This window comes from Pseudonocardia xinjiangensis, assembly GCF_012911925.1.
Lineage (GTDB): Bacteria > Actinomycetota > Actinomycetes > Mycobacteriales > Pseudonocardiaceae > Pseudonocardia > Pseudonocardia xinjiangensis.
Genome location: NZ_JAAXKY010000004.1, coordinates 87,611 through 111,421, shown reverse-complemented (window position 1 = coordinate 111,421; position 23,811 = coordinate 87,611). Strand labels below are relative to the sequence as shown.

General features: G+C 71.1%; 24 protein-coding genes. 2 read left to right on the top strand and 22 right to left on the bottom strand.

The genetic code is table 11. The features are described from left to right. Positions 1 to 3: 3 nt before the first annotated feature. The 3 genes from HF577_RS03015 to HF577_RS03005 are packed head-to-tail and all read right to left on the bottom strand — an operon-like array spanning position 4 to position 2,986. On the bottom strand, positions 4 to 780 hold the full coding sequence (locus tag HF577_RS03015; protein ID WP_246265544.1) for a DUF427 domain-containing protein: 777 nt from the start codon (positions 778 to 780) through the stop codon (positions 4 to 6). Between the two features lie 2 nt (positions 781 to 782). Continuing rightward, a complete protein-coding gene (locus HF577_RS03010) occupies positions 783 to 2,588 on the bottom strand; it encodes a potassium channel family protein (RefSeq protein WP_211173711.1) in 1,806 nt (601 codons plus the stop codon). A gap of 11 nt (positions 2,589 to 2,599) precedes the next feature. Further along, positions 2,600 to 2,986 (bottom strand): DUF6394 family protein, encoded by a 387-nt coding sequence (locus HF577_RS03005; protein ID WP_169394145.1) that lies wholly within the window; start codon positions 2,984 to 2,986, stop codon positions 2,600 to 2,602. A gap of 124 nt (positions 2,987 to 3,110) precedes the next feature. On the opposite strand from HF577_RS03005, the gene HF577_RS03000 reads away from it, so the two are divergent. Continuing rightward, on the top strand, positions 3,111 to 3,533 hold the full coding sequence (locus HF577_RS03000) for a nitroreductase family deazaflavin-dependent oxidoreductase (protein ID WP_169394144.1): 423 nt from the start codon (positions 3,111 to 3,113) through the stop codon (positions 3,531 to 3,533). A 3-nt stretch (positions 3,534 to 3,536) separates the two neighbouring features. Here the strand turns inward: HF577_RS03000 and HF577_RS02995 are convergent, their stop codons facing one another. The 15 genes from HF577_RS02995 to HF577_RS02925 all read right to left on the bottom strand — a co-directional run bounded on the left by HF577_RS02995 (position 3,537) and on the right by HF577_RS02925 (position 18,375). Beyond that, the gene (locus HF577_RS02995) at positions 3,537 to 4,715 is read right to left on the bottom strand and encodes a cytochrome P450 (protein WP_169394143.1); all 1,179 of its coding nucleotides are present in this window, start codon (positions 4,713 to 4,715) and stop codon (positions 3,537 to 3,539) included. Positions 4,716 to 4,849: 134 nt separating this feature from the next. Next, positions 4,850 to 6,403, bottom strand: a complete 1,554-nt coding sequence (locus HF577_RS02990; protein WP_312858912.1) for an ABC transporter substrate-binding protein — start codon at positions 6,401 to 6,403, stop codon at positions 4,850 to 4,852. Between the two features lie 297 nt (positions 6,404 to 6,700). After that, positions 6,701 to 7,231, bottom strand: a complete 531-nt coding sequence (locus tag HF577_RS02985) for a LeuD/DmdB family oxidoreductase small subunit (RefSeq protein ID WP_169394141.1) — start codon at positions 7,229 to 7,231, stop codon at positions 6,701 to 6,703. Further along, complete coding sequence (locus HF577_RS02980) at positions 7,228 to 8,481, bottom strand: 3-isopropylmalate dehydratase large subunit (protein ID WP_169394140.1); 1,254 nt, start codon at positions 8,479 to 8,481, stop codon at positions 7,228 to 7,230. Before HF577_RS02980 ends, HF577_RS02985 begins: the two co-directional genes overlap by 4 nt. After that, the gene (locus HF577_RS02975) at positions 8,478 to 9,740 is read right to left on the bottom strand and encodes an aconitase/3-isopropylmalate dehydratase large subunit family protein (protein ID WP_169394139.1); all 1,263 of its coding nucleotides are present in this window, start codon (positions 9,738 to 9,740) and stop codon (positions 8,478 to 8,480) included. Before HF577_RS02975 ends, HF577_RS02980 begins: the two co-directional genes overlap by 4 nt. Then, positions 9,733 to 10,281 carry a LeuD/DmdB family oxidoreductase small subunit gene (locus HF577_RS02970; protein ID WP_312858911.1) on the bottom strand — a complete coding sequence of 183 codons (549 nt, stop codon included), beginning with the start codon at positions 10,279 to 10,281 and terminating at the stop codon, positions 9,733 to 9,735. The genes HF577_RS02975 and HF577_RS02970 overlap by 8 nt, the downstream gene beginning before the upstream one ends. Next, on the bottom strand, positions 10,278 to 11,357 hold the full coding sequence (locus HF577_RS02965) for an ornithine cyclodeaminase family protein (protein ID WP_169394138.1): 1,080 nt from the start codon (positions 11,355 to 11,357) through the stop codon (positions 10,278 to 10,280). Before HF577_RS02965 ends, HF577_RS02970 begins: the two co-directional genes overlap by 4 nt. Next, entirely contained in the window at positions 11,354 to 12,418 is a 1,065-nt protein-coding gene (locus tag HF577_RS02960) for an aminopeptidase P family N-terminal domain-containing protein (protein ID WP_169394137.1), read from the bottom strand. The genes HF577_RS02965 and HF577_RS02960 overlap by 4 nt, the downstream gene beginning before the upstream one ends. Further along, positions 12,415 to 13,554 (bottom strand): M24 family metallopeptidase, encoded by a 1,140-nt coding sequence (locus HF577_RS02955; protein ID WP_169394136.1) that lies wholly within the window; start codon positions 13,552 to 13,554, stop codon positions 12,415 to 12,417. Before HF577_RS02955 ends, HF577_RS02960 begins: the two co-directional genes overlap by 4 nt. A 17-nt stretch (positions 13,555 to 13,571) precedes the next feature. Further along, positions 13,572 to 14,381 carry an ABC transporter ATP-binding protein gene (locus tag HF577_RS02950; RefSeq protein ID WP_169394135.1) on the bottom strand — a complete coding sequence of 270 codons (810 nt, stop codon included), beginning with the start codon at positions 14,379 to 14,381 and terminating at the stop codon, positions 13,572 to 13,574. A 13-nt stretch (positions 14,382 to 14,394) separates the two neighbouring features. Then, the gene (locus HF577_RS02945; protein ID WP_169394134.1) at positions 14,395 to 15,258 is read right to left on the bottom strand and encodes an ABC transporter permease; all 864 of its coding nucleotides are present in this window, start codon (positions 15,256 to 15,258) and stop codon (positions 14,395 to 14,397) included. Next, entirely contained in the window at positions 15,255 to 16,304 is a 1,050-nt protein-coding gene (locus HF577_RS02940) for an ABC transporter substrate-binding protein (protein WP_169394133.1), read from the bottom strand. Before HF577_RS02940 ends, HF577_RS02945 begins: the two co-directional genes overlap by 4 nt. Positions 16,305 to 16,345: 41 nt before the next feature. Beyond that, positions 16,346 to 16,855, bottom strand: coding sequence for a MarR family winged helix-turn-helix transcriptional regulator (locus tag HF577_RS02935; protein WP_169394132.1), 510 nt, complete (start codon positions 16,853 to 16,855; stop codon positions 16,346 to 16,348). A gap of 212 nt (positions 16,856 to 17,067) precedes the next feature. After that, positions 17,068 to 17,940, bottom strand: a complete 873-nt coding sequence (locus tag HF577_RS02930; protein ID WP_169394131.1) for a helix-turn-helix transcriptional regulator — start codon at positions 17,938 to 17,940, stop codon at positions 17,068 to 17,070. 279 nt (positions 17,941 to 18,219) lie between these two features. Beyond that, positions 18,220 to 18,375, bottom strand: a complete 156-nt coding sequence (locus tag HF577_RS02925) for a hypothetical protein (RefSeq protein ID WP_169394130.1) — start codon at positions 18,373 to 18,375, stop codon at positions 18,220 to 18,222. A gap of 140 nt (positions 18,376 to 18,515) precedes the next feature. Here HF577_RS02925 and HF577_RS02920 point away from each other — a divergent pair, with 140 nt between their 5' ends. Continuing rightward, complete coding sequence (locus tag HF577_RS02920; protein ID WP_169394129.1) at positions 18,516 to 18,959, top strand: STAS domain-containing protein; 444 nt, start codon at positions 18,516 to 18,518, stop codon at positions 18,957 to 18,959. A 140-nt stretch (positions 18,960 to 19,099) separates the two neighbouring features. Here HF577_RS02920 and HF577_RS02915 read toward each other — a convergent pair whose 3' ends face one another. The 4 genes from HF577_RS02915 to HF577_RS02900 form a co-directional block, all read right to left on the bottom strand. After that, complete coding sequence (locus tag HF577_RS02915) at positions 19,100 to 21,430, bottom strand: molybdopterin-dependent oxidoreductase (RefSeq protein ID WP_169394128.1); 2,331 nt, start codon at positions 21,428 to 21,430, stop codon at positions 19,100 to 19,102. An 18-nt stretch (positions 21,431 to 21,448) separates the two neighbouring features. Then, positions 21,449 to 22,501: an LLM class flavin-dependent oxidoreductase gene (locus tag HF577_RS02910; protein WP_169394127.1), complete on the bottom strand. Its 1,053-nt coding sequence runs from the start codon at positions 22,499 to 22,501 to the stop codon at positions 21,449 to 21,451. A 5-nt stretch (positions 22,502 to 22,506) separates the two neighbouring features. Next, positions 22,507 to 23,013 (bottom strand): SRPBCC family protein, encoded by a 507-nt coding sequence (locus HF577_RS02905; RefSeq protein WP_169394126.1) that lies wholly within the window; start codon positions 23,011 to 23,013, stop codon positions 22,507 to 22,509. Between the two features lie 79 nt (positions 23,014 to 23,092). Then, positions 23,093 to 23,626 (bottom strand): winged helix-turn-helix transcriptional regulator, encoded by a 534-nt coding sequence (locus HF577_RS02900; RefSeq protein WP_169394125.1) that lies wholly within the window; start codon positions 23,624 to 23,626, stop codon positions 23,093 to 23,095. Between the last annotated feature and the right edge of the window lie 185 nt (positions 23,627 to 23,811).

Below are 23,811 nucleotides of genomic sequence, written 5' to 3'. Positions count from 1 at the left end.
CCGTCAGCGGAAGAAGTGCGTCGTCGGCCGGGGCTGCGGCTCACCGTCCAGGACGACGTCGACCTTCTCGTTGTAGAACGCCACCAGGCCCGCGATGGGCAGCAGCGCCGCGGTCGGGAAGTCGTAGGCCCACGCCAGGTCCGGGTGCAGCTGGTCGCCGACGCGCACCGACCAGTACTCGCTGGTCCGGCCCTTGTACGGGCACGGGGTGATTGTGTCGCTCGGCTCCAGGTGCTCGAAGTGCACAGCGGTGCGGTCGAGGTAGTAGCGGGTGGGCAGGCCGGTCTCGAACACCATCACCGGCGCCGACGACTCGGCCAGCACCACACCGTCGAGCTCCACCCGCACGGTGCGGGTGGAGCGCAGCGCGTCCACCCTGGTGTAGGGGTTGCGGGGGTGGACGAAGACCTGCTCGTCCTCCTCGAACCAGGAGTCCATCGCGGCCCAGTCGAACCGCACCGTCCCGGCGAGCCCCTCCACGGCCTCGTCGGTGTACACCCGGGCCGAGCCCGGCCGCTCGGTGTCGCCGACCCGGAGCCCGTGCAGCCGCGTGACGCCGCGGCTCACGCGCTGGACGTGCTGCTCGTCGACGAGCACGTCCGGGTCCACGTCCGACAGCGGGATGTAGTACTGGGGGTAGAACGGCCACTCCCAGACGTAGAGAGCGTGCACGGTGTCGAGCACGACCCGGCCGGCGAGCACGGCGCGCACCCTCCGGGGCACGGGCTCGACGCCCTCGGGCGGGGTCATCGACTGCGGGTAGTCGCGCATGCTGTCCATGCTTACCCCTGTTCGCGGGAGAGGCGGCGCCAGATCCAGCTGGCCGGAACATGCCGGCCGGTCACGACGTACTGCAGCGCCCCGTCGACGACCAGGGTCGTGTCGAGCGCGCGGCGCGCCGCGGGCCGCCCGGCGAGCAGCAGCTCGTCGCGCGTGGCGAGCACCGTGTCGTCGTCCGGCGTCATCAGGCACTCGTCGTCCCGGAGGATCATCAGGACGACCACGTCCAGCCGCACCTCGCGGACGTCGGGATCGCGCAGGAGATCACCCAGCCGCGCATCGCCACCCGCGAGCCACGTGGTGAGGGCGGGCGCCTCGTCGTGGGTGAGCCGGATCTTCCACAGCGACTCCAGGTGCCGGCTGCACAGCTCGGTCATCCGGTCGACGAGCTCGGCCGCCCAGGGGTCGCCCCGATGCGGCACCTCCTTCAGGAAGCGCCACAGCAACGGCGTGCTGAGCTGCGCGAACACCTCGTGGGCCACCACCTCGGTCGGCACGAGGAGCGAGTCGACGTCCATCACGGCGAACAACGGCCCGCTGGACGGGCGGTTCTGCCGCGCCGCCACGAACAGGGCCGGGTTGACCCGCCGGGCGGCGGCGATGAGCGACAGGTTGCTCGTGTCGTTGTCCGTGCCCGCGACGAAACCGACCGCCTCCGCCACGCCTGCCCCTTCCAGCACCGCGGGCTCGAACCCGTGGCCGGAGACGAGGGTGGCCTCCTCCTCCGCAGCCGCCGGCCGGTCGGCGACGGGATCGATGATGGTCACGTCCAGGCCCTCCGCCTGCAGGTCCTCGACGATCTCGCGGCCCAGCCTGCCGTACCCGCACACCACCCAGCGGCCCTCTGCCGGCGGCCTGGCCCGGGGCGGCAGCTCGGCCCCCGGCCCGCTCTCCAGCCACGTGATCAGCTGGTAGGTGGCGGGCGCGCGCAGCGCGATCCGCAGGTGGTCGCCGAACCGGTCGAAGGGGTTGACGACCGTCGGCGTGCCGAAGGCGTGCATCCGCTCGGCGATCAGGGTGGAGACCGTGCGCGCGATGACCGGCAGGTCCGGCCGCAGCAGGGCCGCGGTCATGGTGACGGCCAGGTTCGCCTCGTCGTCGTTGGTGAGGGCCAGCACCGCCTCGCAGTGCGGGTTGCCGAGCCCCGCCACGCCGAGATGACCCGGATCGCGGGCGTCGGCCACGAGACCCGGCACGTCGGCGTGGTACGGGTCGAGGTCGAGACCGTCGATGCGTTCGCTCTCGGAGTCGATCACGACGAACCGCCTGCCGAGCGCGTCGAACGAGCGTCCGAGCAGCTCACCGGTGCGCCCGTACCCCACGATCAGCAGGAACGGCTCGCGCAGCCGCGACACCTTCCGCGTGAAGTGCTGCAGGGCGAGCGCCTGGCGGAACGCGCGGTCCTGCACGAGCGCGAGCAGCGAGCCGATCGCGTAGGCCCATCCGATGACGGTCAGGTAGATCGTGGCGGTCACCCACAGCCGCTGGGCATCGGTGAACGTGTAGGGCAGCTCGCCGAAACCGATCGTCGATGCGGTGTAGCTCATGAAGTAGAAGGCGTCGAAGAACGACATCCGGTACGCCAGTCCCTCGGCCGTGCGGCCGGGCACGAGGGTCAGGCCGAGCACGCTCACCGCGAAGATCGTGATCAGGATGATGAGCGGCACGCGCATCCGGCGCAGGATCAGGAAGATCGTGGCCGAGGCCTGCACCGCCGACGCCATCGGGATGCGCCTGCGCAACCGGCCCGTCCGCTGCTCGTCCTGGCCGAAGAGGCGCCACCAGAACGAGAGCAGTGGGTTGCCCACCAGTGCACCCCCTACCGGCGGTGGTACGAGACGGTCTCGACGACGAGCAGCACCACCGACACGACGTTCGCGAACAGCGCGCCGCCCGACAGCGACACGACGCTGGCCATGGCGGAGGGGGTGAGCCCTTCGGTCGAGATGTGGGCCGCGTAGGTCCAGGCGAGCGCCGCGGCGATGAGCTGCAGGTCGGCCACCAGGCTCGTGGCCAGGTGCACGGCGCCGATCTGCGTGCGGTCGCCGAACTTGAGGACCGTCGCGATCAGGCTGACGACGACCGCCGCGAACAGCTCGTAGATGTTGTGCAACGCGGGGTTGGCGATGTCGCCGATGAAGAAGCCGAAGTTCAGGGTGGCGGCCAGCAGCACGAAGAAGCCGAAGACCACCTTCTCGAGGTTCATCAGCAGCACCCCCGGTCAGCACGGGCGCGGCCGCGCCGCGGGTCACGCTACGCGAGGCGTCCTCGCATGTCGGATGAACAGGCCATCATGTCCCTGATCGGGCGGATCGAGACACGGAGGACGAATGAGCAGACCGGACACCAGCGACATGGCGGAGATCAACCGCCGGACGATCGAGCAGTTCCGGGCGGGTGGCGAGATCCCCGGTATGCAGCGGGACCGCCTCGTCCTGGTCACCACCACGGGACGGCGCACCGGGCAGCGGCGCACCACGCCGATGATGTTCCATCCCGACGGCGACCGGCTGCTCCTCATCGCGTCCAACATGGGGGCACCGCGCCATCCCGAGTGGTACCGCAACCTCGAGGCCGATCCCCACGTCACCGTGGAGGTCGGCGCCGAGACCTACGAGGCCACGGCCGTCCCCGCCACGGGTGCCGAGCGCGAACGCCTCTGGTCCACGCTGAAGGAGGCCTATCCCTTCTTCGCCGACCACGAGGCCGCCACCGACCGGGTCATCCCGGTCGTCGTGGTGACGAGGGCGTGAGCCTCACCAGGTGACGGGCAGCGACCTCACCCCGTAGACGACGTTGTAGGAGCGGAACTCGACCTCGGCGGTGGGATCGGCGAGGGCGAGCGCCGGGAAGCGCCGCAGGAGCGCGGGGAGGGCGATGCGCAGCTCGGCGCGGGCCAGCGGCGCCCCCAGGCAGTGGTGGACGCCGTGCCCGAACGCCACGTGGCGGGTGACGGCGCGGGTGACGTCGAGGCGGTCCAGGTCCTGGCCGAGCTCGGGGTCGCGGTTGGCGACCGGCAGCGACAGCACCAGCAGGTCGCCCGCCGCGATCCGCTCACCGGCGAGCTCCACGTCCTCGTTCGCGAACCGCGGCACGCCGCTGTGCACCACCGAGAGGAAGCGCAGCAGCTCCTCCACCGCTGCCTCGACGCCCTCGGGCCGGTCGCGCACCAGCCGGAGCTGCTCGGGGTCGCGCAGGAGGGCGAGGACACCGAGGCCGATGGTGTTGGCGGTGGTCTCGTGGCCGGCGATGAGGAGCAGGCTCGCGATGCCGGTGAGCTCGCCGGGGGTGAGCGCGTCACCGTGCTCGCGCACGAGCATGCCGAGCAGGTCGTCCCCCGGCTCGACGCGCGCCCGCGCCACCAGCTCGGCCATGAACGCCCGCGACTCCACCCGGGCCTGCGCGCGCACCTCCAGGTCGAGCGACACGTCGAGCTGCCGGCGCGCCCGCCCCTGGAACTCCGCACGGTCGGCGTAGGGAACGCCGAGCAGCTCGCAGATCACCAGCGACGGCACGGGCAGCGCGAACGACTCCACCAGGTCGGCGGGGGGCCCGGCCGCCTCCATCGCCGCCAGATGGTCCTCGACGATCTCGGTGATCCTCGGCTCCAGCCGCCGGATCCGCCGCACGGTGAACTCCGGGCTCAGGAGCTTCCGCAGCCGGGTGTGCTCGGGCGGGTCGCTGAGAAGCAGCGATCCCTCGGTGTCGGCCCCGGCGAGCCCGGGGAACCCGGGCGGGCGCCTGCCGTTGCTGAAGCGCACCGCGTCGGCCAGCACCTCGCGGACGTCGGCGTAGCGGGTGACGACCCACGCCGAGAACCCGAACAACGTCTCGACCCGGGTGAGACCCGCGGTGGCCTGCACCTGCGCGAGCTCCGCCGGCGGGTCGAAACCGTCACGCCGCATGTGGATCGGCATCGGACGTGCCTGCGTCATGGCGGGGTCCCTTCGATCGGCGCGGCGCCGGGCGGCGTCGGCTCGTGCCCTCTCGGTACCCGACCCGACCCACCCGGCGCCACCGTCGGTCGCCGACCGACCTCAGACTTCTCTCAGCGCCGTGACACCCTGCCTCACGGTGCCGTCCGGTCCAGCCAGGTCGTCGCCCACCACATGTCCCGCAGGATGAACCGGTCGATGCCCTTCACGTCCTTCTTCGTGATCGTGGACAGGTAGCTGCGGGTGAAGAAGGCGAGCGGCAGGTCCTTGCCGACCTGGAGCTCGACCTGCTGGTAGTCCTTCGTCCGCTGGGCCGGGTCGCTGGTCTCGGCGGCGTCGGTCAGCCACTGGTCGACCTGCGGGTTGGAGTACTTGCCGTAGTTGCCGGTGCCGCTCGTGGACAGGATCCGCGCCACGGCGGGGTCGGGGTAGTCGAAGGGGCCGACCCAGCTCGTGAGCTGGAAGTCGTTGCCCTGCAGCACCGACGAGGAGAACTGCGCCAGGTCGTAGGTCTTGACGTCGACCTTGATCCCGATCGCCGCCATCTGGGCCTGGATGAACTCGGCGAAGGCCTGCCGCGCGGTGGTCGTCTTGAACGTGAAGTCCGGGTTCCCGCCGGAGGCGCGGTAGGCGTCGACGAGCTGCTTGGCCTTCGCCTGGTCGAACGTCGGCCACTCGTCGGAGGCGGCTTGGGTGTGGAAGGGGCTGTCCTCGATGAACAGGCTCTTCGCCGGGATCATCTGGTTGTTGTACTGGCTGGCGGACAGCGCCCGGAGATCGATCGCCCGGATGATCGCCTCGCGCATGTTCCGGTCGTTGAAGGGCGCCTTGGTCAGGTTGAAGTACATGTACTCGCCCGCGCTGCCCGGCCCGTAGTAGACGTTGAGGTTCGGGTTGGCCAGGCCACGCACGAGCTCCTGGTTGTACCCGCCGAAGATCATGTCGACGTCCCCGTTCTGGATCGAGGAGTAGCGCGTCTCCGTGTCGGGGAGCGGGCGGAACTCGATGCCGTCCAGGTAGGGCAGGCCGGGCTGCCAGTAGCCGGGGTTGCGGGCCAGCACCAGCTTGGAGTCCCGCGTCCAGCTGACGAAGGTGAACGGGCCGGCGCCGACCGGGTGGCTCGCGATCTGGTCGCCGTACTTCTGCAAGGCCGCCGGGGAGATGATCATCCCGAGCGTGCCGCCGAAGAACGCTCCCCCGAAGTTGAGGGCGAAGTCCCCCATCGGCTGCTTCAGCGTGAAGACCACGGTCAGCGGGTCCGGGGCGGTCATCGAGGCGATCAGTGCCGCCGCCGGGTGCGCGGGCGAGCTGGCCTTGTCGATGTGCCGCTGGACGTTGATCATCACGGCCTGGGCGTCGAAAGGCGTGCCGTCGGAGAACTTGACGCCCGAGCGCAGGCCCATCGTCCAGGTCCGGCCGTTGTCGGAGGTGTCCATCGACTTGGCCAGGAACGGCTCGACGGTGCCGTCGGGCTTGGCCTTCAGCAGCGAGTCGTAGATCGCCGAGGCAGCCGGGTTCTGGTTCTGGACCGTGGGATCGAAGCCGATGATCTCGCGGTCCTCGCCGACCAGCAGCGTGCCGCCCTTCTTGGGCGTGCCCTCCGTGGCGAAGTTCCCGCCGTAGGCGTTGACCGCCTGGATCGTGGTGCCGGGAGCACCCTGCTTGACCTCACCGCATGCTGCCGCCACCAGGGCGACGGAAAGTGCTACGGCTATCGCCGCGAATGTCCGGGAAGAACGGGATCGCAACCGCATGGCTCGTCAACTCCTCATCGAGTTTTCCGCCACCGATCGACGGGACGTCGCACTGCGACCTCACGCTCCACGGGAGGGGGGCGCGGCTCTGCAGGCCGGTCACCGGGGGCGTCTGGAGCATAGGCACCACGATGATCCATTGGCAACCAGATTGTTAACGATCCTGGTGACAAAACGGGCGAGACCCGGCTGCCGGCCCTGAACGGGACGAACAGCCGGATCTCGCGGCGATCAGGTGGCGGGGTCGAAGAGGTCGGTGCGCTTCTTGGCCAGCGGGATCAGGCCACCCGCCCGCAGCATCTCCAGCAGGAACGCGTCCGGGGGCGCGACGGTGCGCTCCTGGCCGGTCGCCTCGTTGCGGAACGTGCCCGCGGCCACGTCGACCGCGAGGACGTCGCCGTCGGAGACCAGTTCCGAGACGCCGGGCAGCTCGAGCACCGGCAGCCCGACCTCGAACGCGTTGCGGTAGAAGGTGCGCGCGAACGTGTCGGCGACGACGCAGCCGATGCCGGTGGCCTTGAGCGCCTTCACCGCGATCGCCCGCCCGGACGACTGCCCGAAGTGCTTGCCGGCCACCACGATGTCGCCCGGCTGAACCTCCAGCGGGAAGCGGGGGTTCAGGTCCTCGAGCACGTGCGCCACGATCACCGACATCGGCTCGACGACGTACTTCGTCTTCACCAGCCGGTCGGTCGGGATGTTGTCCCCGAACGTCCAGCACCGGCCGCGGGCCTGCAGCACGGGCCCCTCGACGGTGGTCATGCGAGCTCCCCTGCGTCGGTGATCGTGCCGGTGACGGCCGATGCCGCCACGGTCCGGGCCGCTGCCAGGTACATGTTCGCCTCGGCGCTGCCGTTGCGGCCGGGGAAGTTGCGGGCGTGGGTCGAGATCATCGACTCGCCCGCGGCCATCGCCCCCATGTTGTAGGCCTGGTTGGAGCCCGTGCTCGGCGGGAACCACGTGGCCCCGGCCTCGTGCAGCGCGAGCACCAGCCCTTCCCGGACGGCCTCGGTGAAGACCTCCCGGCTCGACGGCACCACGTTGAACCGGACGTCCGGGTGCACCCGGCGGCCCTGGAGCACCTCCGCGGCGGCCCGGAAGTCCTCCAGGCGCCCGCCCGCGTGCCCGCCCAGCTCGGCGTACTGCACCGGCGTGCCGGCCAGCGCCGAGACGTCGGCGAGGTTGCCGACCGTGGGCGGGCACGCCACCTGGGGTGCCACCCCGCCGACGTCGAACCGCAGCACGCGGGCGGCCTCGCCGCCGTCGCTGTGCGCCGGCCGGTCGGCGGCCCCGGGTGGGAGGGAGCGGACGAACTCCTCGGTCACCTCGTCGGGCTCCACGAAGCTGCACTTGGCGCCGAGGTCGACGCACAGCAGCGGGAAGAGCCACCGGTCCCAGAACGGCAGCTCCTTGACGTACGGGCCGGCGAACTCGACGGCCGCGTAGATCAGGCCGCCCTCGCCGATCTGCCCGACGAGCCACAGCGCGACGTCCCGCGCGGTGGTGCCCGGCGGCGGGGTGCCGACGAGCTCCACCCGCACCGTCTCGGGCACCCGGAACCAGGCCTTCCCGTAGGGCAGCACGGTGCCGGCGTGGGAGTCGTTGCCCAGCGCCGCGGCGAACGCGCCGAGGGCGCCGTGCACCGGCGTGTGGCTGTCCGACCCGACGACGATCGCACCCGGCCGGACCAGCCCGCGGCGCACCACGGTGTGGTGGATGTTGCCGTTGCCGCAGTCGAACAGCTGGATGCCGTTGCGCCGCGCCCACTCGCGGTTCGCCTTGAGCATGTCCGCGGCGTCCTCGGTGGGCGGGGAGTAGTGGTGGTCGAACACCATCGCCACCCGCTCGGGATGGCGCACGGGGCCGCCCACCTGCTTGTCGAACACGCGGCTGGTGAGCCAGCCGCTCAGGTCGTGCATGATCAGCAGGTCGACCTCGGCCACCACCACGTCGCCCGGCTCGACCGACTGCCGTCCGCTCGCCCGGGCGAGGATCTTCTCCACCATGTTCATGCCAGCAGCTCCTGCGGGTTGCTGATGACCCCACGGATCGCCGACGCCGCCGCGGTGGCCGGGCTGCCCAGGTAGATGCTGCTCTGGTAGCTGCCCATCCGGCCCTGGAAGTTGCGGTTCGCCGTGGAGAAGGTGACCTCCCCGTCGGCCATCGCGCCGCCGCTGCCGGCACACGCCCCGCAGCCGGGGTTCGTGATGAGCGCACCGGCCTGGAGCAACGTCGAGACGATCCCGTCGGACGCGGCCTTCGCCATGATCATGCTCGACGCCGGGGTGACGATCAGCCGCACGCCGGGCGCCACGGTGTTGCCGGCGAGCACCTCCGCCGCGATCGCGAGGTCGTCGTACTTGGCGTTGGCGCACGAGCCGATGAACACCTGGTCCACCTTCGTGCCCGCGACCTCGTCCACCCCCACCACGTTGTCCACGGTGTGCGGCACCGCCACCTGCGGCACGAGCGACCGGCCGTCCACCCGCTCGACCTGCCGGTACTGCGCATCGGGGTCGGGCAGCAGCACCTCGTACGAGCCGCGGTCGGCTCCTGCCTCGTCGAGGTAGGCGAGCGCGGTGTCGTCCGGGGGGACGAAGGCGTTCTTCGCCCCCATCTCCATCGCGAGGTTGCACAGCGTCATCCGCTCCGACACCGACATCTGCTCGACGTAGCTGCCGTGGAACTCCACCGAGCAGTACGTGGCGCCGTCGGCCCCGACATCACCGATCAGGCGCAGCATCACGTCCTTGGGATACGTGCCGCGTGCGAGCGGCCCGTCGACCTCCACCTTGATCGACTCCGGCACCTTCATCCAGAGCTTGCCGGTGACCCAGGTGGCGGTGATCTCGCTGAAGCCCACGCCGGTGCCGAGCGCGCCCAGCGCACCGTAGATCGTGGAGTGCGAGTCGGTGCCGATGATCAGCTCACCCGGCTTGATCAGCCCGCGCTCCATCAGCACGACGTGCGCGATGCCCGCGTTGACGTCGAAGAACTTGCGCACGCCCATCCGATCGGCGAACTCCCGGCACAGCGCGTGGTAGCCCGCCGTCTTCGCGTTGTCCGCCGGGGAGATGTGGTCCATCACCATGGCGATCCGGTCGACGTCGTACAGCTCGTCGACGCCCATCCGCTCCAGCGTGCGGATGCAGCGCCAGCTGGCCGTGTGGCTCATGTACAGGTCGGGGAAGGCGTCGACGATCTGGCCGGGAACCAGGTCCTTCTCCCCCGACGCCCGTTCCAGGGCCTTCTGTGCGAACGACTTACCCACGTTGTCCTGCTTTCGCCTGCTGCATGAGGTGCGGGATGAGCCCGCCCGCCTCGAGGATCACGCGCAGGCCCGGCGGGTACGGGGCGAAGCCGAAGCTCTGCCCGCCCACCGTGACCGTGCCCGCGCCGTAGTCGACCAGCACCTCGGCACCGTCCTCGACGGCGTCCACGGCGTCGGGGCACTCCACGGCCACCAGCCCGGTGTTGATCGCGTTGCGGAAGAACACCCGCGAGAACGACCGCGCGACGACCGCGCTGATCCCGGCCCCGATGAGGCACGTCGAGGCCTGCTCGCGGGCGCTGCCGCAGCCGAAGTTGCGCCCGGCCACCACCACGTCGCTCGCCCGCAGCCGCTGCTGCAGCTCCGGCCCGAGCGGCTCGAAGGCGTGCTCGGCGAGCTCCGCCGGGTCGATGCTGACCAGGTAGCGGCCCGGGATGATCACGTCGGTGTTGACGTCGTCACCGAAGACGATCGCCGTCCCGCCGACGACTCCCTTGGCAAGCTCGCGCCGTGCCGATGGTTCGTTCACAAGCTCACTCACGGGGACGTCTCCTCGAGGAACCAGTCGGTGGGCACCTCGTGGCCGAGGCCGCGCTCCTCGGCCAGCGCGAGCGCCCTGGCACAGACCGCCGCGAACTGCAGGCCCATGCCGGTGTTGTTGGCGAAGATCGTGGTCTCGTCGGGCCGGGTGCGACCCGGTGCGGTGCCGGCCAGCAGGTCACCCAGCTCGTGGATGTCGTCCCAGCTCATCCGGCCGCGGTCGACCGGGCCGAGGATGTCGTACTGCTTGTCGTGGTGCACCTGCTCGCGGGAGAGCACGACGATGCGGTCGGCGCGGTCGAACGTGGCGTCGTCCAGCTCGCGGCGGGTGGCGGTGCCGTCCGGCGAGGTGATCGCCGTGACGTGGCTGCCCGGCTCCAGCCAGGCCCCCTCGAAGCAGGGGTCCATGGCCGCGGTCGCGCAGGTGACGATCCGGCAGCCCTCGACGGCGCCGCGCGGCTCGTCGACCGCCACGATCCGCCGCCCGGTGCGCTCGCTCCAGGTGGCCGCGAACTTCTCCCGGTTGCCGGGGGTGGGGCTGTAGACCCGCACCTCCTCGATCTCCGGGCGCACCATCAGCAGGCACTCCAGGTGCGACTCGGCCTGCCAGCCGGACCCGAACATCCCCGCGACGGTGACGTCCTCGCTCGCCAGCTCGCGGATGCCGAGCGCCGAGGTGGCCCCCACCCGCATCTTCTGCACCACGCTGTCGTGCAGGATCGCCAGCGGCTCCAGCGTGGTCATGCTGTAGAGCGTCACGAGCCCGACGTAGCGCCCGCCCGGCGCGGCCGGGATCAGGCGGCGGCGCTGCACCCCGTTGGCGAGCGTCTCGACGCCCGCGATGTCGGAGGTGATCCGCAGGGCCCACACGCCGCTGCCGACCGTGCCGCCCTCCTGCGACTTGAACCGGAACCGGAAGCCGGGATGGCGCGGATCCTCCACCGGGAAGTAGGTGTGGTTGCGCGGGCGGTTCGCGCCCTTGCCCTGCGCCAGCTCGACGTAGGCGGACTCCAGCGCGGAGAGGCACTCCCCGGGCGTGAGCACCTGCTCGATGTCGGCGTTCGACAGAATCCTCATGCGTGCTGCTCCTCGGCATCGAGGTCTTCCGCGCCGGTCACACCGACGCGGACGGTGTCGGCGACGGCCACGCGGCCGCCGTCGGGGAAGAGGACCTCCACCCCGACCACCACCACGGCACCCGGCGCCAGCTCCTCGTCGGGGCTCGCGTAGTCGCCGCCGGTGGACAGGTCGGCCTGGTGCACGACCGTGGCGTGCAGGACGGCCCCGGAGGGGAGGCCGGTGGTGAACGCGTTCTCCGCGGCTGCGGCGGGCGCGGCGGCCCGCACCCCGGGCGCGACGGCACCGCGGGCGGCGGCCAGCGCGTTCTGCACCGCGGCCGCCCAGGACGGCAGCGCCACTCCCGCATGCGGGGCGACGAGGCGCGCGACGCGCAGCCAGCCGAACCGGTACTGCCCGGTCACCTCCACGGCCGACACCCCGTCCGGGCCGTGCACCACCTCGACCATCAGGTCGGTGTAGCCGGCGCCGCGCAGGGCCTGCTCGAGGATCGCGATGCGCTCGCCGTCCGGCAGGTCGGGCGCGGTCCCCGCGTCCAGGGCGGTCCGCAGCGCGGCGGCGGCGCGGCCGAGCAGGTCGAGCTCCGCCGTCGACGGGACGAGCCGCTGCTCACGCACGAGCCCGCCCAGCGGGCGCACCTCCCAGCCGGGAGCGGCGGCCCGCACCTCTTCGACGGCGGTGGCCGGCCACAGCGCGGCGTCGACGAGCCCGATCACGCCCTGTTCCCGGTTCTCCACCAGGCCCTGCACGAGTGCGGTGAACCCCTTGCCGCTGCGCAGGTCGGTCAGCGTCGACGAGCGCCGCATCCACCCGTGCACCCGCGGCGACAGCTTCATCAGGAACGCGGGCTCGCCCTCGGCGGGCACCGCGAGGATGCCCTCGTTCCAGTAGATGCACAGGTTGGTGAGGTAGCCGAGATCGTCGGAGCGGTGGACGTCGGCGTAGACGAGCCCGAGCGTCACCCCCTCGTCGGTCAGCCGTTGCTGGAGCCGCGCCACGCGCCCGGGACGCTCCTGCTCCGGCACCTCCGCCGAATCCAGCACGACGAGTCCACGTTTCATGCCGCCACCCCCTGCGGGGTCTCGAAGAGCACCCGCTCCGTCTCGATCAGCACCTCGTAGCCGGTGGCGGTGACCACCACCGGGTCGCCCAGCACGTGGTAGCCGGCAATCGGTGTGTAGGTGTTCGGGTGGACGATGAACACGGCGCGCTCCGGCAGCACCGTGTGGTTGCCCTCGATGATCGGCGTCTCGTCCAGGTGCAGCCCGTGCCCGTGGCCCCGCACGCGCGTGTACCTGGCCGTGCAGTACTCGCCGTAGCCGTACTTGCGGAAGACGTCGTTCTCCGCCACCGCCACCTCGTGCGCGGTGATCCCCGGCCGCACGACCGACAGCCCGGCCTCGACGGCCTCGTTGAACAGGTCGAACGAGCGGCGCTGGGCGTCGCTCGCCCGGCCGACCACCGCCGAGCGGCAGATCTGCAGCCAGTAGCCGTTCATCTGCGGGGTGAGCTCGGTGCGCACCATGTCGCCCTCTTCGAGCAGGCGCGGGCCCGGCGGCGTCATCCCCATCACCTCGTCGCCACCCGAGGCGATCAGCATGAAGTTGTCCTCGGCCCCGAGGCGCTTCAGCTCCGCCTCGACCTCCGCGACGATGCGGTACTCGGGCAGGCCCGGCTCCAGCACGTCGACGAACTTCTGCCAGCCCGCCGCGCAGACGGCGGCCGAGCGGCGCATCTGCGCGAGCTCCCAGTCGCTCTTGACCATCCGCGCGTCGTCGAGCAGGCCGGTGGCCGACACCACCTCCGCGCCGGGGGCTCCCGCGGCGATCGCGTCGGCGATCGCCTGCGGCAACAGCTCCAGGTGAGCCACCCCGATCCGGGAGGGGGCGAGGTCGCGCAGGCGCTCGACCAGCACCGTGGACGCGGGGAAGTCCAGGCGCACCACGTCGGTGACCCAGCCGCGCTGCGCGATCACGCCCAGGTCGGCCGGGCGCACGGAGAACGCCGACGGCTCCCCCGCCGCCGGCACCAGCACCAGTGCGGCGCTGCCGGTGACCCGGGCGTCGGTCAGGTAGCGGATGTTCTCCCGGCGCCACCCCGGGCCGTACGCGAGCAGCAGGTCAAGGCCGTTCTCGGCCATCGCCGCGCGCACTCTCGAATAGCGCAGCTCCTGCTCTGCGTCGTCTGCTCCGTTCACGTCGTTTCCTTTCAGCATCATCCGGCCGCCGCTTCCTCCATCTGGATGAAGTCCTTGGTGACCTGCTTCTCGATCTCGAAGAGGCGGTCGTCCTCCGGCACCCGCGGGTACGGGACGTCGATCGCGATGTCCATGTGCGTGGTGCACGGACGCGCGGTGACGACCAGCATCCGCGTGGACAGGAAGACCGCCTCCCGGATGTTGTGGGTGACGAACAGGACCGTGCGCCCGGTGGCGCGCCAGATCTCGGTGAACTCCCGGCGCAGCTTGCGGGCGGTGATCTCGTCGAGCGCGGAGAACGGCTCGTCGGCCAGCAGCAGGTCGGGTTCGATCGCCAGGCCCCGCGCGAGCGCCACCCGCTGCTGCATGCCACCGGACAGGCGCAGCGGGAAGTAGTCGCCGAACTCGCCGAGGCCGACGAGATCGAGGTAGCGCTGCACCCGCTCGTCGGCCTCGTCCCGCGACACGTTCAGCTCGTCGAGCGGGAGGCGGACGTTGTCGCGGACCGTGCGCCACGGCAGCAGCCGCGGCTCCTGGAACACGACGCCGATGCGGACCGCCGAGCGCGATCGGGCGCTCACCACGTGGTTGTTGATGACGATCCGGCCGGACGTCACGTCGTCGAGGCCGTTGATCATGTTGAGCAGCGTGGACTTCCCGCAGCCCGACGGGCCGAGGATGGACAGCAGCGACCCGTGCTCCACCGCCACGTTCAGCCCGTCGATGACGGTGAGGGGCGGCTCCCCGCGGCGCGGGAACTGCTTGCGGACGTTGTCGATCACGAGGTAGGGCTGGTCGCCGTCGCTCTGGGACACCTTCTCGGACACCGTGGCTCCCTGGTCAGTTCTGCATCGACGGGCGCCAGCGCGTGAGCCAGTACTCCGTCGGCTTGAGGATCACGAACTCGATGAGCAGCAGGACGATCGTGAACAAGATCGTCCAGGCGAGGACCTGGGTCATGTTGAACAGGCCGAACCAGTAGCTGAGCTGGTAGCCGACGCCGCTGGACAGGCCGATCAGCTCGACGACGGTGGCGATCTTCCAGGACAGGCCGAGCGCGTAGCGCAGAGCGGCGAGCAGGTAGGGGATCACCTGCGGTACCACCAGCTTGCGCAGGATCGCCGAGCGCGAGAAGTGGAAGGCCTGCCCCATGCGCACCAGCGACAGGTCGATGGCCTTCACGCCCTGCCACATGTTGATCGCCACCGCCGGGACCGCCGTGACCCCGATCGCGACGATCGCCGCGGCGTCGTTCAGCCCGAACCAGAGGATCGCGAGGATGCCGTACACGACCGACGGCACGGTGAACGCGACGAGCACCCAGGAGTCGAGGAACTCCTCGCCGAACTTCGACAGGCCCATCACCAGGCCGATGACCAGCCCGAGCACGACGGCGATGAGCATGCCGGCGACCACCCGGTAGACGGTGGTCCAGAGATGGAAGTAGGTCTCGGAGTCGCCCAGGTTCGACACCAGCGTGCCGAACACCCTGATCGGCCCGGGCAGCACGCTCTCGTCGAAGAACAGGGACGCGATGAACCAGACCGCCACGAGCGAGACCAGGGAGAGTGCCCGCAGCCAGACTCCGCGCCACGAGCGGCGTGGCGTCGGGACGAGGTCGGTCTCGCTGGCCACCGGCACGACCGGGACCGTGCCCGGCCCACCCGCGAGCGGGACGTCACGGTTGCTCTCCACGGTGCTCATGAGGTGGCCGTCCGCAGGTCGGTCCGGAACAGCCCGGCGGGCACGGCCGGCACGAAGTCGTCCGCACCGAGCACCGGGATGAGCTGCTCGATGAGCTTCGCCTCGGCGTCGGCCTGCTCCTGGTTCCAGTCGGCGATGTAGCGCGACGCCACGCGCTCGTGCAGCATCTCCGGGGCCCGCGGGTCGGTGAGCTCGATCTTCTTCGCGTAGACGCTCCAGACGTCCGGATCGGTCTGGATGAACGCGACCGTGTCGTCGAGGGCCGCGCTGAACGCGTTCAGCACGCCGCAGTGCGACTCGGCGTAGTCGTCGGTGGTGGCCGCGAGGACGTGGCCGGGGAGCGCACCGAACGCGGCCTGGTAGTCCTGCGAGATGTCGCTCAGCGTGCGGTACTTGCCCGAGAGCAGTGCCTGCACCGTTGCGGTGGTGCCGATCAGGGCGGCGTCGATGTTGCCGGCGTCGAGCAGGCCGAGCATCGCGGCGTCGGGGGCCTCGATGATGTCGACGTCCTTGCCGAGGTCGTCGATCCCGTACTTCTCCTTCGCCACGATCGACGTGATCGCGAACGTGGCGCTGGACCGGCCTCCGAACGCCCCGAGCTTGCGTCCGCGCAGGTCGGAGAAGTTCTGCACGTCGGAGTCGTTGCGCGTGACCACGACGTTCGACGGGCTGGTCAGAACGTCGAAGATCATCGCGCCGCGCCCCTGCTGGCGGGCCACCGCCATCGCGGTGAGGCCGCCGAACCCGACGTCGACCGTGTGCTGACCGATCGCGGCGTGCAGGGCGGACGGGTTCTGGAACGAGTTCACGGTCAGGTCGAGGTTGTGCTTCTCGGCGAAGCCCTGCTCCTGCATCACGAAGGTGACGAGGTCCTGCGCGCCCGGGTTGACCCCCAGCGTCAGCGGTTGCTTCGTGCCCAGCGGAGCGCAGCTCGCCGCCTCCGCCGACTCGGCGTCACCACCGCCGCCGCCGCCACAGGCGGCCAGGGCGAGACTCGCGACACCGAGCAGTACCACCTGCCAGCGCCACCGCCACGAACACGTCATTGTGATCTCCTCTCGCGCCTGTCACTGCGGTGCCTGGTAGGTCAGAGCTCCGGCCCTCGGACGGCCGGGGCCGCCTGCGCACCGGTCCCGATCGGCTCCTGGAAGATGTCCGTGGCGGCGTCGAAGACCGCCGCCAGCGACTCGTGCAGGAGCTCGTGGCGGTCGTCGGGAACGGCATGGAGCAGCCGGTCCCCCACCGCGGCCAGCGCCGTGTCCGCCGCCTCCTTGGCGGCGAGCCCGTCCGGCGTGAGGCTCAGCAGCAGCGACCGCCTGTTCTGCGGGTTCTCCTGCCGCTTCATCAAGCCGCGCCGGACGAGCACCTCGACGCTCTCCGACACCGTCGGGACGGTGAGGTTCCCGAAGGCGGCCAGTGCCGCCATCGAGGTGTGCCCCTCCGAGACCCTCCGGAGCATGCGGTGCTGCCGGAAGGTCAGCGGCGTGTCGAGCTGGCCGAGCACCCGGCCGTAGAGCCGGGTGAGACGAGCCGACACCGAGACGAGAAGCACGGCGAGGTCCTCGTCGTTGCGTTCACCGTTCGGTCCTCGGCTCATCCGATCTCCTGTCTAAGGGTCCCTAACAGTTAGGTACCCATAGTGAGCTGGATCGTCCGCGTGGTCAAGAGCCGGCCTGCACCTCGGAGCGGTCCAACCGGTGCCGGATGAGCCGGGCATGGCGAAACCATGGACCCCACCCAGCGCCCTGCTGCCGGCAGTTCTCGAGAGCTCCGCGTCCTGACGCGGTGGTCGTCGTCGCTGCCGGGGCGCTACTCCTCGCGGTCCGGGCTTCCCGCGGCGGACTCGGAGACGATCTCCAGCAGCTTGCGCAGCCTGGCGGGAGCCTCCGTGGTCACCACCGGCGTGTAGACCACCAGGTTCAGATCGGGATGGTCGGACGGCGTCAGGCGGTGCTGTTCGAGATGCAGGTCGCCGACGAGGGGGTGGCGGAACAGCCGCTCCCGCGAGATGAACCCTTCGATGTCGTGGCTCTCCCAGCCCACCCGGAACGGTTCGCTCACCTCGCGCAGTCGCGTCACCAGCGCGGAGAAGGACGCCTCGCCCAGCCGCAGACCTGCCCCGGCCCGGAACTGCGCGAGCAGCCGCCTGCTGGAGAACTCCCAGTCCGGCATCAGCTCGCGCAGGTACGGGTCGGTGAACACCAGCCACAACAGGTTCCGGTCGGCGGCCGGCACGGCGCCCAGATCCCGGTAGAGCGCCGTGTAGGCCGGGGTCCAACCGGTGAGCGCCCAGTCCGGGGCGAGGACGTACGCCGGATAGTCCGAGAGCGCCCGGAGCAGCTGCTGCACACCTGCGGGGGCCGTCCCGGGGATCGGCCGGGCCGGGCGCGGGGCGGAGTACCCGGCCAGCGACAGGATGTAGCTGTGCTCGGTGGCGGACAGGCGCAGGGTCCGCGCCAGCGCGTCCAGCACCTGCCGGGACGGCCGGATCTCGCGGCCCTGTTCGAGCCACGTGTACCAGGTGGCGCTCACACCGGACAGGTAGGAGATCTCCTCGCGGCGCAGGCCGTGCGCGATCCGCCCCTTCACCACGGGCAGGCCCACGTCGGCGCGCACGAGCTGCCGACGCCGGGCCCTCAGGAACTCACCCAGTTCCCGGCGCCGGTGGGTCTCACCGTCCATGCCGCTGCTCCGAGCCGCCGCTCTCCGGAGCACGCTGCCGGACGGCGTCGGCCGGCGTGGCCGGGCCGCTCCGCGTCACCACTCCCCACCGAGCCCGCCGGGCTTCAGCGGCGCGACGCCTCGATCACGAGGTGCGGATAGCCGCCGGATCTCCGACCGGGTCACCCCACCGGACCGGTCGGACAGTCCGCGAGCGTTGCGGTCCCCTGACCACTCGACGTCCGACGGTCGGGGGACGAGGGGCGCGCCACACCGCTGTCGCTCGTTCACATTTTCAAGCTAACCGCCGTCGGCAGGATGATCAGTGAGAGTCGTGGGGGCGAGCTCGGCAGGCTCGCGGTCCTCGGCGCGCGATGCGGCGGGCACCGCCACCGCCCCGACCAGCACACCGTGGTCCGCAGCACCGGAGTGGATCTTCTGGCGCACCGTCGCCATCGACACCCCCGCCGCCCCGTCTCCGTGACCGCGCCTGCCCGCGCTGTGGCCACCGCCTCGTCCGGCTGTGCCACTGGTCGGCACCGAGCCCCGGACCCGGCCGAACGCGCCGGGGTACGGCGAGCCGCTACGGTGCTTGCGTGACCGACAGTGACCACACTGCTTCCGAACCGTCGGCGCCCGGATCGCCGGCGCCGGGCGACCTGCTGACGCTGCACGCCTCCCGCAGGGGATCGGCGGCCGTGGTGACGGTGGTGGGCGAGCTGGACCTGCAGACCGCGCGCGAGCTGATGGCCGTGGTCGACGACACCCTGCAGTGGCCGGACCTGACCGCGCTGGTGATCGACCTGACCGGGGTGGGCTTCCTCGGCTCCTCCGGGCTCGGCACGCTCGCCGAGATCGCCAGCCGCACGACCACGACCCCCGGGCCCGGGTACTCCACGCAGGCCCCGACCCCCCGGCCGGCCCTGCGCCTCGTGGCACCTCCCGACAACCTCGCCGTGATCCGTCCGTGGGAGACGATGAACCTGCAGCAGATCCTGCCGCTGCTCCCGGACGTCGACACCGCACTCGCCGACCTCTGACCGGAAGGCCCAGCAGCAGCCCGCCCACGTGCCCCGCTGCACCTGCGTCGATCTTGCTCGGCTCCCCGGCGATGCGGCTCGACGCGCTGGCCGGCCTACTGCTGCAGGCCGGCCGGCGGGCCGAGCCGGGGAACGGACGCTCAGGCCCGAGCCGCCGCGACGACCTCGCGGACCCGCTCGCTGTCACGCTCGGCCGCCTCGCTCTCGGCGGCGGTGGCCGGTTCCAGCCGCACCGGGACGTCCTTGTGGTGCGGGGTCCCGGCGATGGGGTCCCGGTCGGTGGCGTCGGTGATCAGGTTGATCCTCGGGCCGTTGACCACCCGGCCGCCGTGGGTGTCGGGCACGGACATGCCGAACCCGTGCGGCAGCGCCACCTGCATCGGACGCATGCTCTCGTCCACCTCGGCACGCACCACGATCCGCCCGGTGCGGGTGACCACCGCCACCCAGTCGCCCGCGTCCGCGCCGATCGAGGCCAGATCGGCCGAGCGCGCCCGCAGGGCGCCGTCCATGTCGGTCTTGCGCCAGGCGGGCGGGCGCAGGATCTGGTTGGCGTTGTGCGACCGGCGCTGGCCACTGATCAGGGAGAACGGGTACTGCGGGTCCGGGCGTTCGGTGGCCGGGTCGAGGCGGTCGAGCCACTCCAGCATCTCCGGCACGGCCAGCTGCACCCGGTCGTTCCTCACCAGCTCCCAGACCTCGTCGTACTCGTGCGTGCTGAAGGGAGTGCCGCTGGGCGAGGAGAGGATGCGGTCGAACAGCTGCTCACCCAGTTCGGGCGCGGTCGAGTCCGAGCCGAGCGCCCGCTGCACCGCGGTGGTCAACAGCTTCGCCGTCCGGTGGCAGCCCGCCCAGAGCGGGGCCAGCGCCGCGGCACCGTCGGGCAGGGTCTCGCCGAGCGTGCGGTAGAGCAGCACCGGGGCGATCTCCGCCAGCCCTGGATGGGTCGCCATCACCTCACCGGCGCGCCGCAGCAGCTTCGCCCGGTCGCTGCGGGCGGTCTCGACGAGCTCGGCCAGCGTCGCGGCGTCCGGCAGCACCCCCAGCTCGTCGAACAGCCGCGCGTACATCTCGGCCTCGACCAGCGTGCCCGGCAGCGGCTCGAACAGCGGCCGGCGGATCTGGAAGTAGTTGGTGGGCCACTCGAAGTCGAAGAGGGTGAACTCCCACTTCTCGTGCTGTGCCGCCGCCGGCAGGACGTAGTCGGCCAGCGCGGCGGTCTCGGTGTAGGCCACGTCGACCACCACCGACAGCTCGCAGGCCTCGACAGCCTCCTCGACGAGCCGCGTGTCGGCGTAGGTGTTGGCCGGGTTCGACGACTCCACCCACAGCGCCCGCACCCGGTTCGGATGGTCGGTGAGCACCTCCTCCGCCATCGAGTTCGTCGGCAGCAGGCCGCCGATGTACTCGAAGCCGGTGATCTCCGAGTACTGCCCGGGCGAGTTGCCCCACAGCGGCAACAGCCACGTGTGCAGGTTGTTCGTGCCCTCCCGGCCGAAGTTCCCGGTGACGAGGTACAGCAGCTTCTCGAGATAGCTGTTGAGCGTGGAGTGGCGCCCCTGCTGGATGCCGAGCTCCACCCGGACGGTCATCGCCCGCGCAGCGAGGATCATGTCGACGGCTCGCTCGACGTCGGCCCGCTCCACCTCGGCGTGGGCGATCCACTCGTCCACCGGGACCCGGCCGAGCACGGCCGCCACGTCGGGGAAGCCCTCGGTGCGGGTGGCGAGGAACTCCGCGTCCTGGCCGCCCCGCTCGATGATCATCGCGAGGATCGCCGACAGCAGGTAGGCGTCGGTGCCCGGCCGCACCGCCAGGTGCAGCTCCGCCGCCTCCGCGGTCTCGGTGCGGCGCGGGTCGATCACGATCATCTTCCGGTCCGGGTCGTTCTTGATCGTGTTGATCGTGCTGCGGGCGTTGGTGAACCCGTGAGCGAGCCAGGGGTTGCAGCCGATCACGAGCAGCAGGTCGCACTCCTCGACACCCTCAGCCGTGTGGCAGGTCTGGTCGCCGAACATCCGGCCGTTGACCCAGAAGTCCCCGGTCTTCTCCTGCGACAGCGCGTTGAAGTACCGGGTGCCGCCCATCCAGCTCAGCAGCGACTTGCCGTAGCCGCCGCCGGAGTGGTTGCCCTGGCCGCCCCCGCCGATGTACGCGAACGACCCGGGCCGGCCCGCCGCGCGGTCGGCGTCGCGCACCGCGGTGAGCCGCTCGGCGATCTCCCGTAGCGCGGTGTCCCAGTCGATCGGCTCGTGGGTGCCGTCGGGCCGGCGTCGCAGCGGCGTGGTCAACCGGTCGTTGTGGTTGCCGAGGAAGGTCAGTCGCTGCGCCTTCTGGCACAGGTACCCCTCCGACCGGGGGTTGGCCTTGTCGCCGCGCACGCGGGTGATCGACCTGCCCTCGATCTGCACCTCCAGCCCGCAGTTGACGTAGCAGAGGCTGCATGCGGTCTTGTGCCACTCGGCGGCCATGTCTTCTCCTGAGGTCGGTCAGGCCCGGTCGAGGGCCTGAACCAGGTCGAGGGCCCGGCCGAGCGTGGTGAGCCGGGCATCGAGGGTGTCCCCTGCGGGGTAGAGCCGGACGGTGTCGACGCCCGCGTCGCGCCAGACGCTCAGCCGGGTGGCGACCATGGGCTCGGTGCCGATCAACGTGGTGCCGAGCACCATCTCGTCGGTGACAAGCGCCGCGGCGCCGTCCCGGTCGCCTGCCTGCCAGCGCTCCCGCACCGCGGCGGCGACCTCGGCCCAGCCCTGCCGGCTGTAGGCGTTGTTGTAGAAGTTGGTGCTCGCCGAGCCCATGCCGCCGAGGCTGAACGCGAGCTTCTTCTTCCGCGGGACGACCATCCGCCGCAGCTCGTCCTCGTCCTCGGCGAAGGCGACCTCGGCACCCTGGCACACGTCGAGGTCCGCGCGGGACCGCCCGGAGGCGGCCAGGCCGGCGTCGAGGTGGGTGAAGTAGGCGGCCGAGCCCTCGGGGACGAAGCTGGTGCCGAGCCAGCCGTCGGCGACCTCTCCGGTCAGCTGCAGCAGTTTCGGCGACATCGCGGCCACGTAGATCGGGATGTCGGGGCCGGGGCCGATCGAGAGCCGCATCGGCCGGCCCTCCCCACCGGGCAGCGGGATCTGGAACCGCGTGCCCGAGTAGGAGATCTTCTCGCCTGCGAACGCCAGCCGGATGATCTCGACGGTCTCACGCATCCGGGCGTGTGCAGCGGCGAAGGGCACTCCGTGCAGGCCTTCGATCACCTGGGGACCGGACGGACCGAGGCCGAGCAGGAACCGCCCCTCCGACATCTCGGCCAGCGTCAGCGCCGCCTGCGCGATCGCGACCGGTGTGCGGGTGCCGAGCTGGACGACACCCGAGCCGAGCAGCATCCGGTCGGTCCGCGCGGCGAGGTAGCCCAGCGCGGACGGCGCGTCGGATCCCCACGCCTCGGCGACCCAGCAGATGTCCAGCCCGAGCGACTCGGCCTCGAGCGCGAAGTCGAGCGTCTCCCGCCAACCGTGCTCCTGGCCGGCCTCGATGGTGGTGGCGGTGCGCATCCGGCTCAGCCTTCGACCCGCTGCTTGATCGCGGCGAGCGTCCCGATGATCGAGCTCTCGAACTCGCGCATGCGGACGAAGACGATCTTCTGCTCCTTGTCGGGCATCTCGTCGATCGCGACGCTCAACCCGGAGCGGCCCGGTCCCATCTGCATCCACTGGCGCAGCCGGGTACCGCCGTCGGCGGGCTCGAGGGTGAACCGCCAGACCGCCGTCGGGAACTCCGGATCCTCCACCGCCCACGCGAAGACCCGCGGCTCCTCGCACTCGATGACATGGGAGGTGGTGGCCCACTCCCCGAAGGCGGGGTGTTTGCTGCGGCCGACGAACCGGTTGCCCACGGCCGGGGCGGTGGCGCCGTCACACCACTCGACCGAGCGGAGCTCGGTGCTCATCTCCGGCATCTGCCCGACGTCTGCGACGAGCGACCACACACGTTCCGGTGGCGCGTCGATCCAGGTCTCGGCCTCAGCCGTCGGCTTGTCGGCGTACCGGGCCCCGGTCCACTCCATGACGCGCGCGCTCCCTCATCCTCGCCCCCTGCTACCAGTAGAGTTGCGTAGATGAACTGACCTGTCAAACGTCGCGGGCTCAGCCCGTTCCGGTCGCGTCCGGCTCCTCGGTGGGGTGGACACCGAACCGGCGCTGCACCTCCGGGTGCCGGGCGAGCCGGGGCGGGTAGCCGGGACCCATCCGCATGGACGTGTCCTCGGCCGTCAACGGCTCCCGGCAGTGGGCACAGACGACCTCACCGTGGGTGTCGGCGCCACAGCGCTCGTGGTGGAACGCGATCGGTGGCCCGTCGTCCCCGGCCAGCCAGCGGTCGCCCCAGCGGCTCATCGCCGCGAGGACCCCGAAGAAGTCACGCCCCTTCTCGGTGAGCACGTAGTCGTGACGGACGGGGTCGGCCTGGTAGGGCCGCTTCTCCAGCAGCCCCTCGTCGACGAGCCTGCGCAGCCGGTCCGCCAGCGTGTTGCGGGCGATGCCCAGCCCCTTCTGGAACTCGTCGAACCGCTGGATGCCGTAGAAGGCCTCGCGCAGCACGAGAGGGGTCCACCAGTCGCCCAGCAGGTCCATGGTGCGCGCGACCGAGCACGGCCACTGCGCGAACGATGTGCGCCTCATAGGCGAATCCTACGGTCCTGGGGAGAAACCCAGCAGGTCAACCGGCGCCGGCTTACAGCCGCCACACCCAGTTGGCCCGCTCGTAGCGCACGCTGAAACCCGCCCTGCGCATGTTGTGCAACGACTGGTTGTGCTCACCGGGGCCCTCGGCTCCCTTCCGCCACCGAATCGCGCCGTCGCGATTC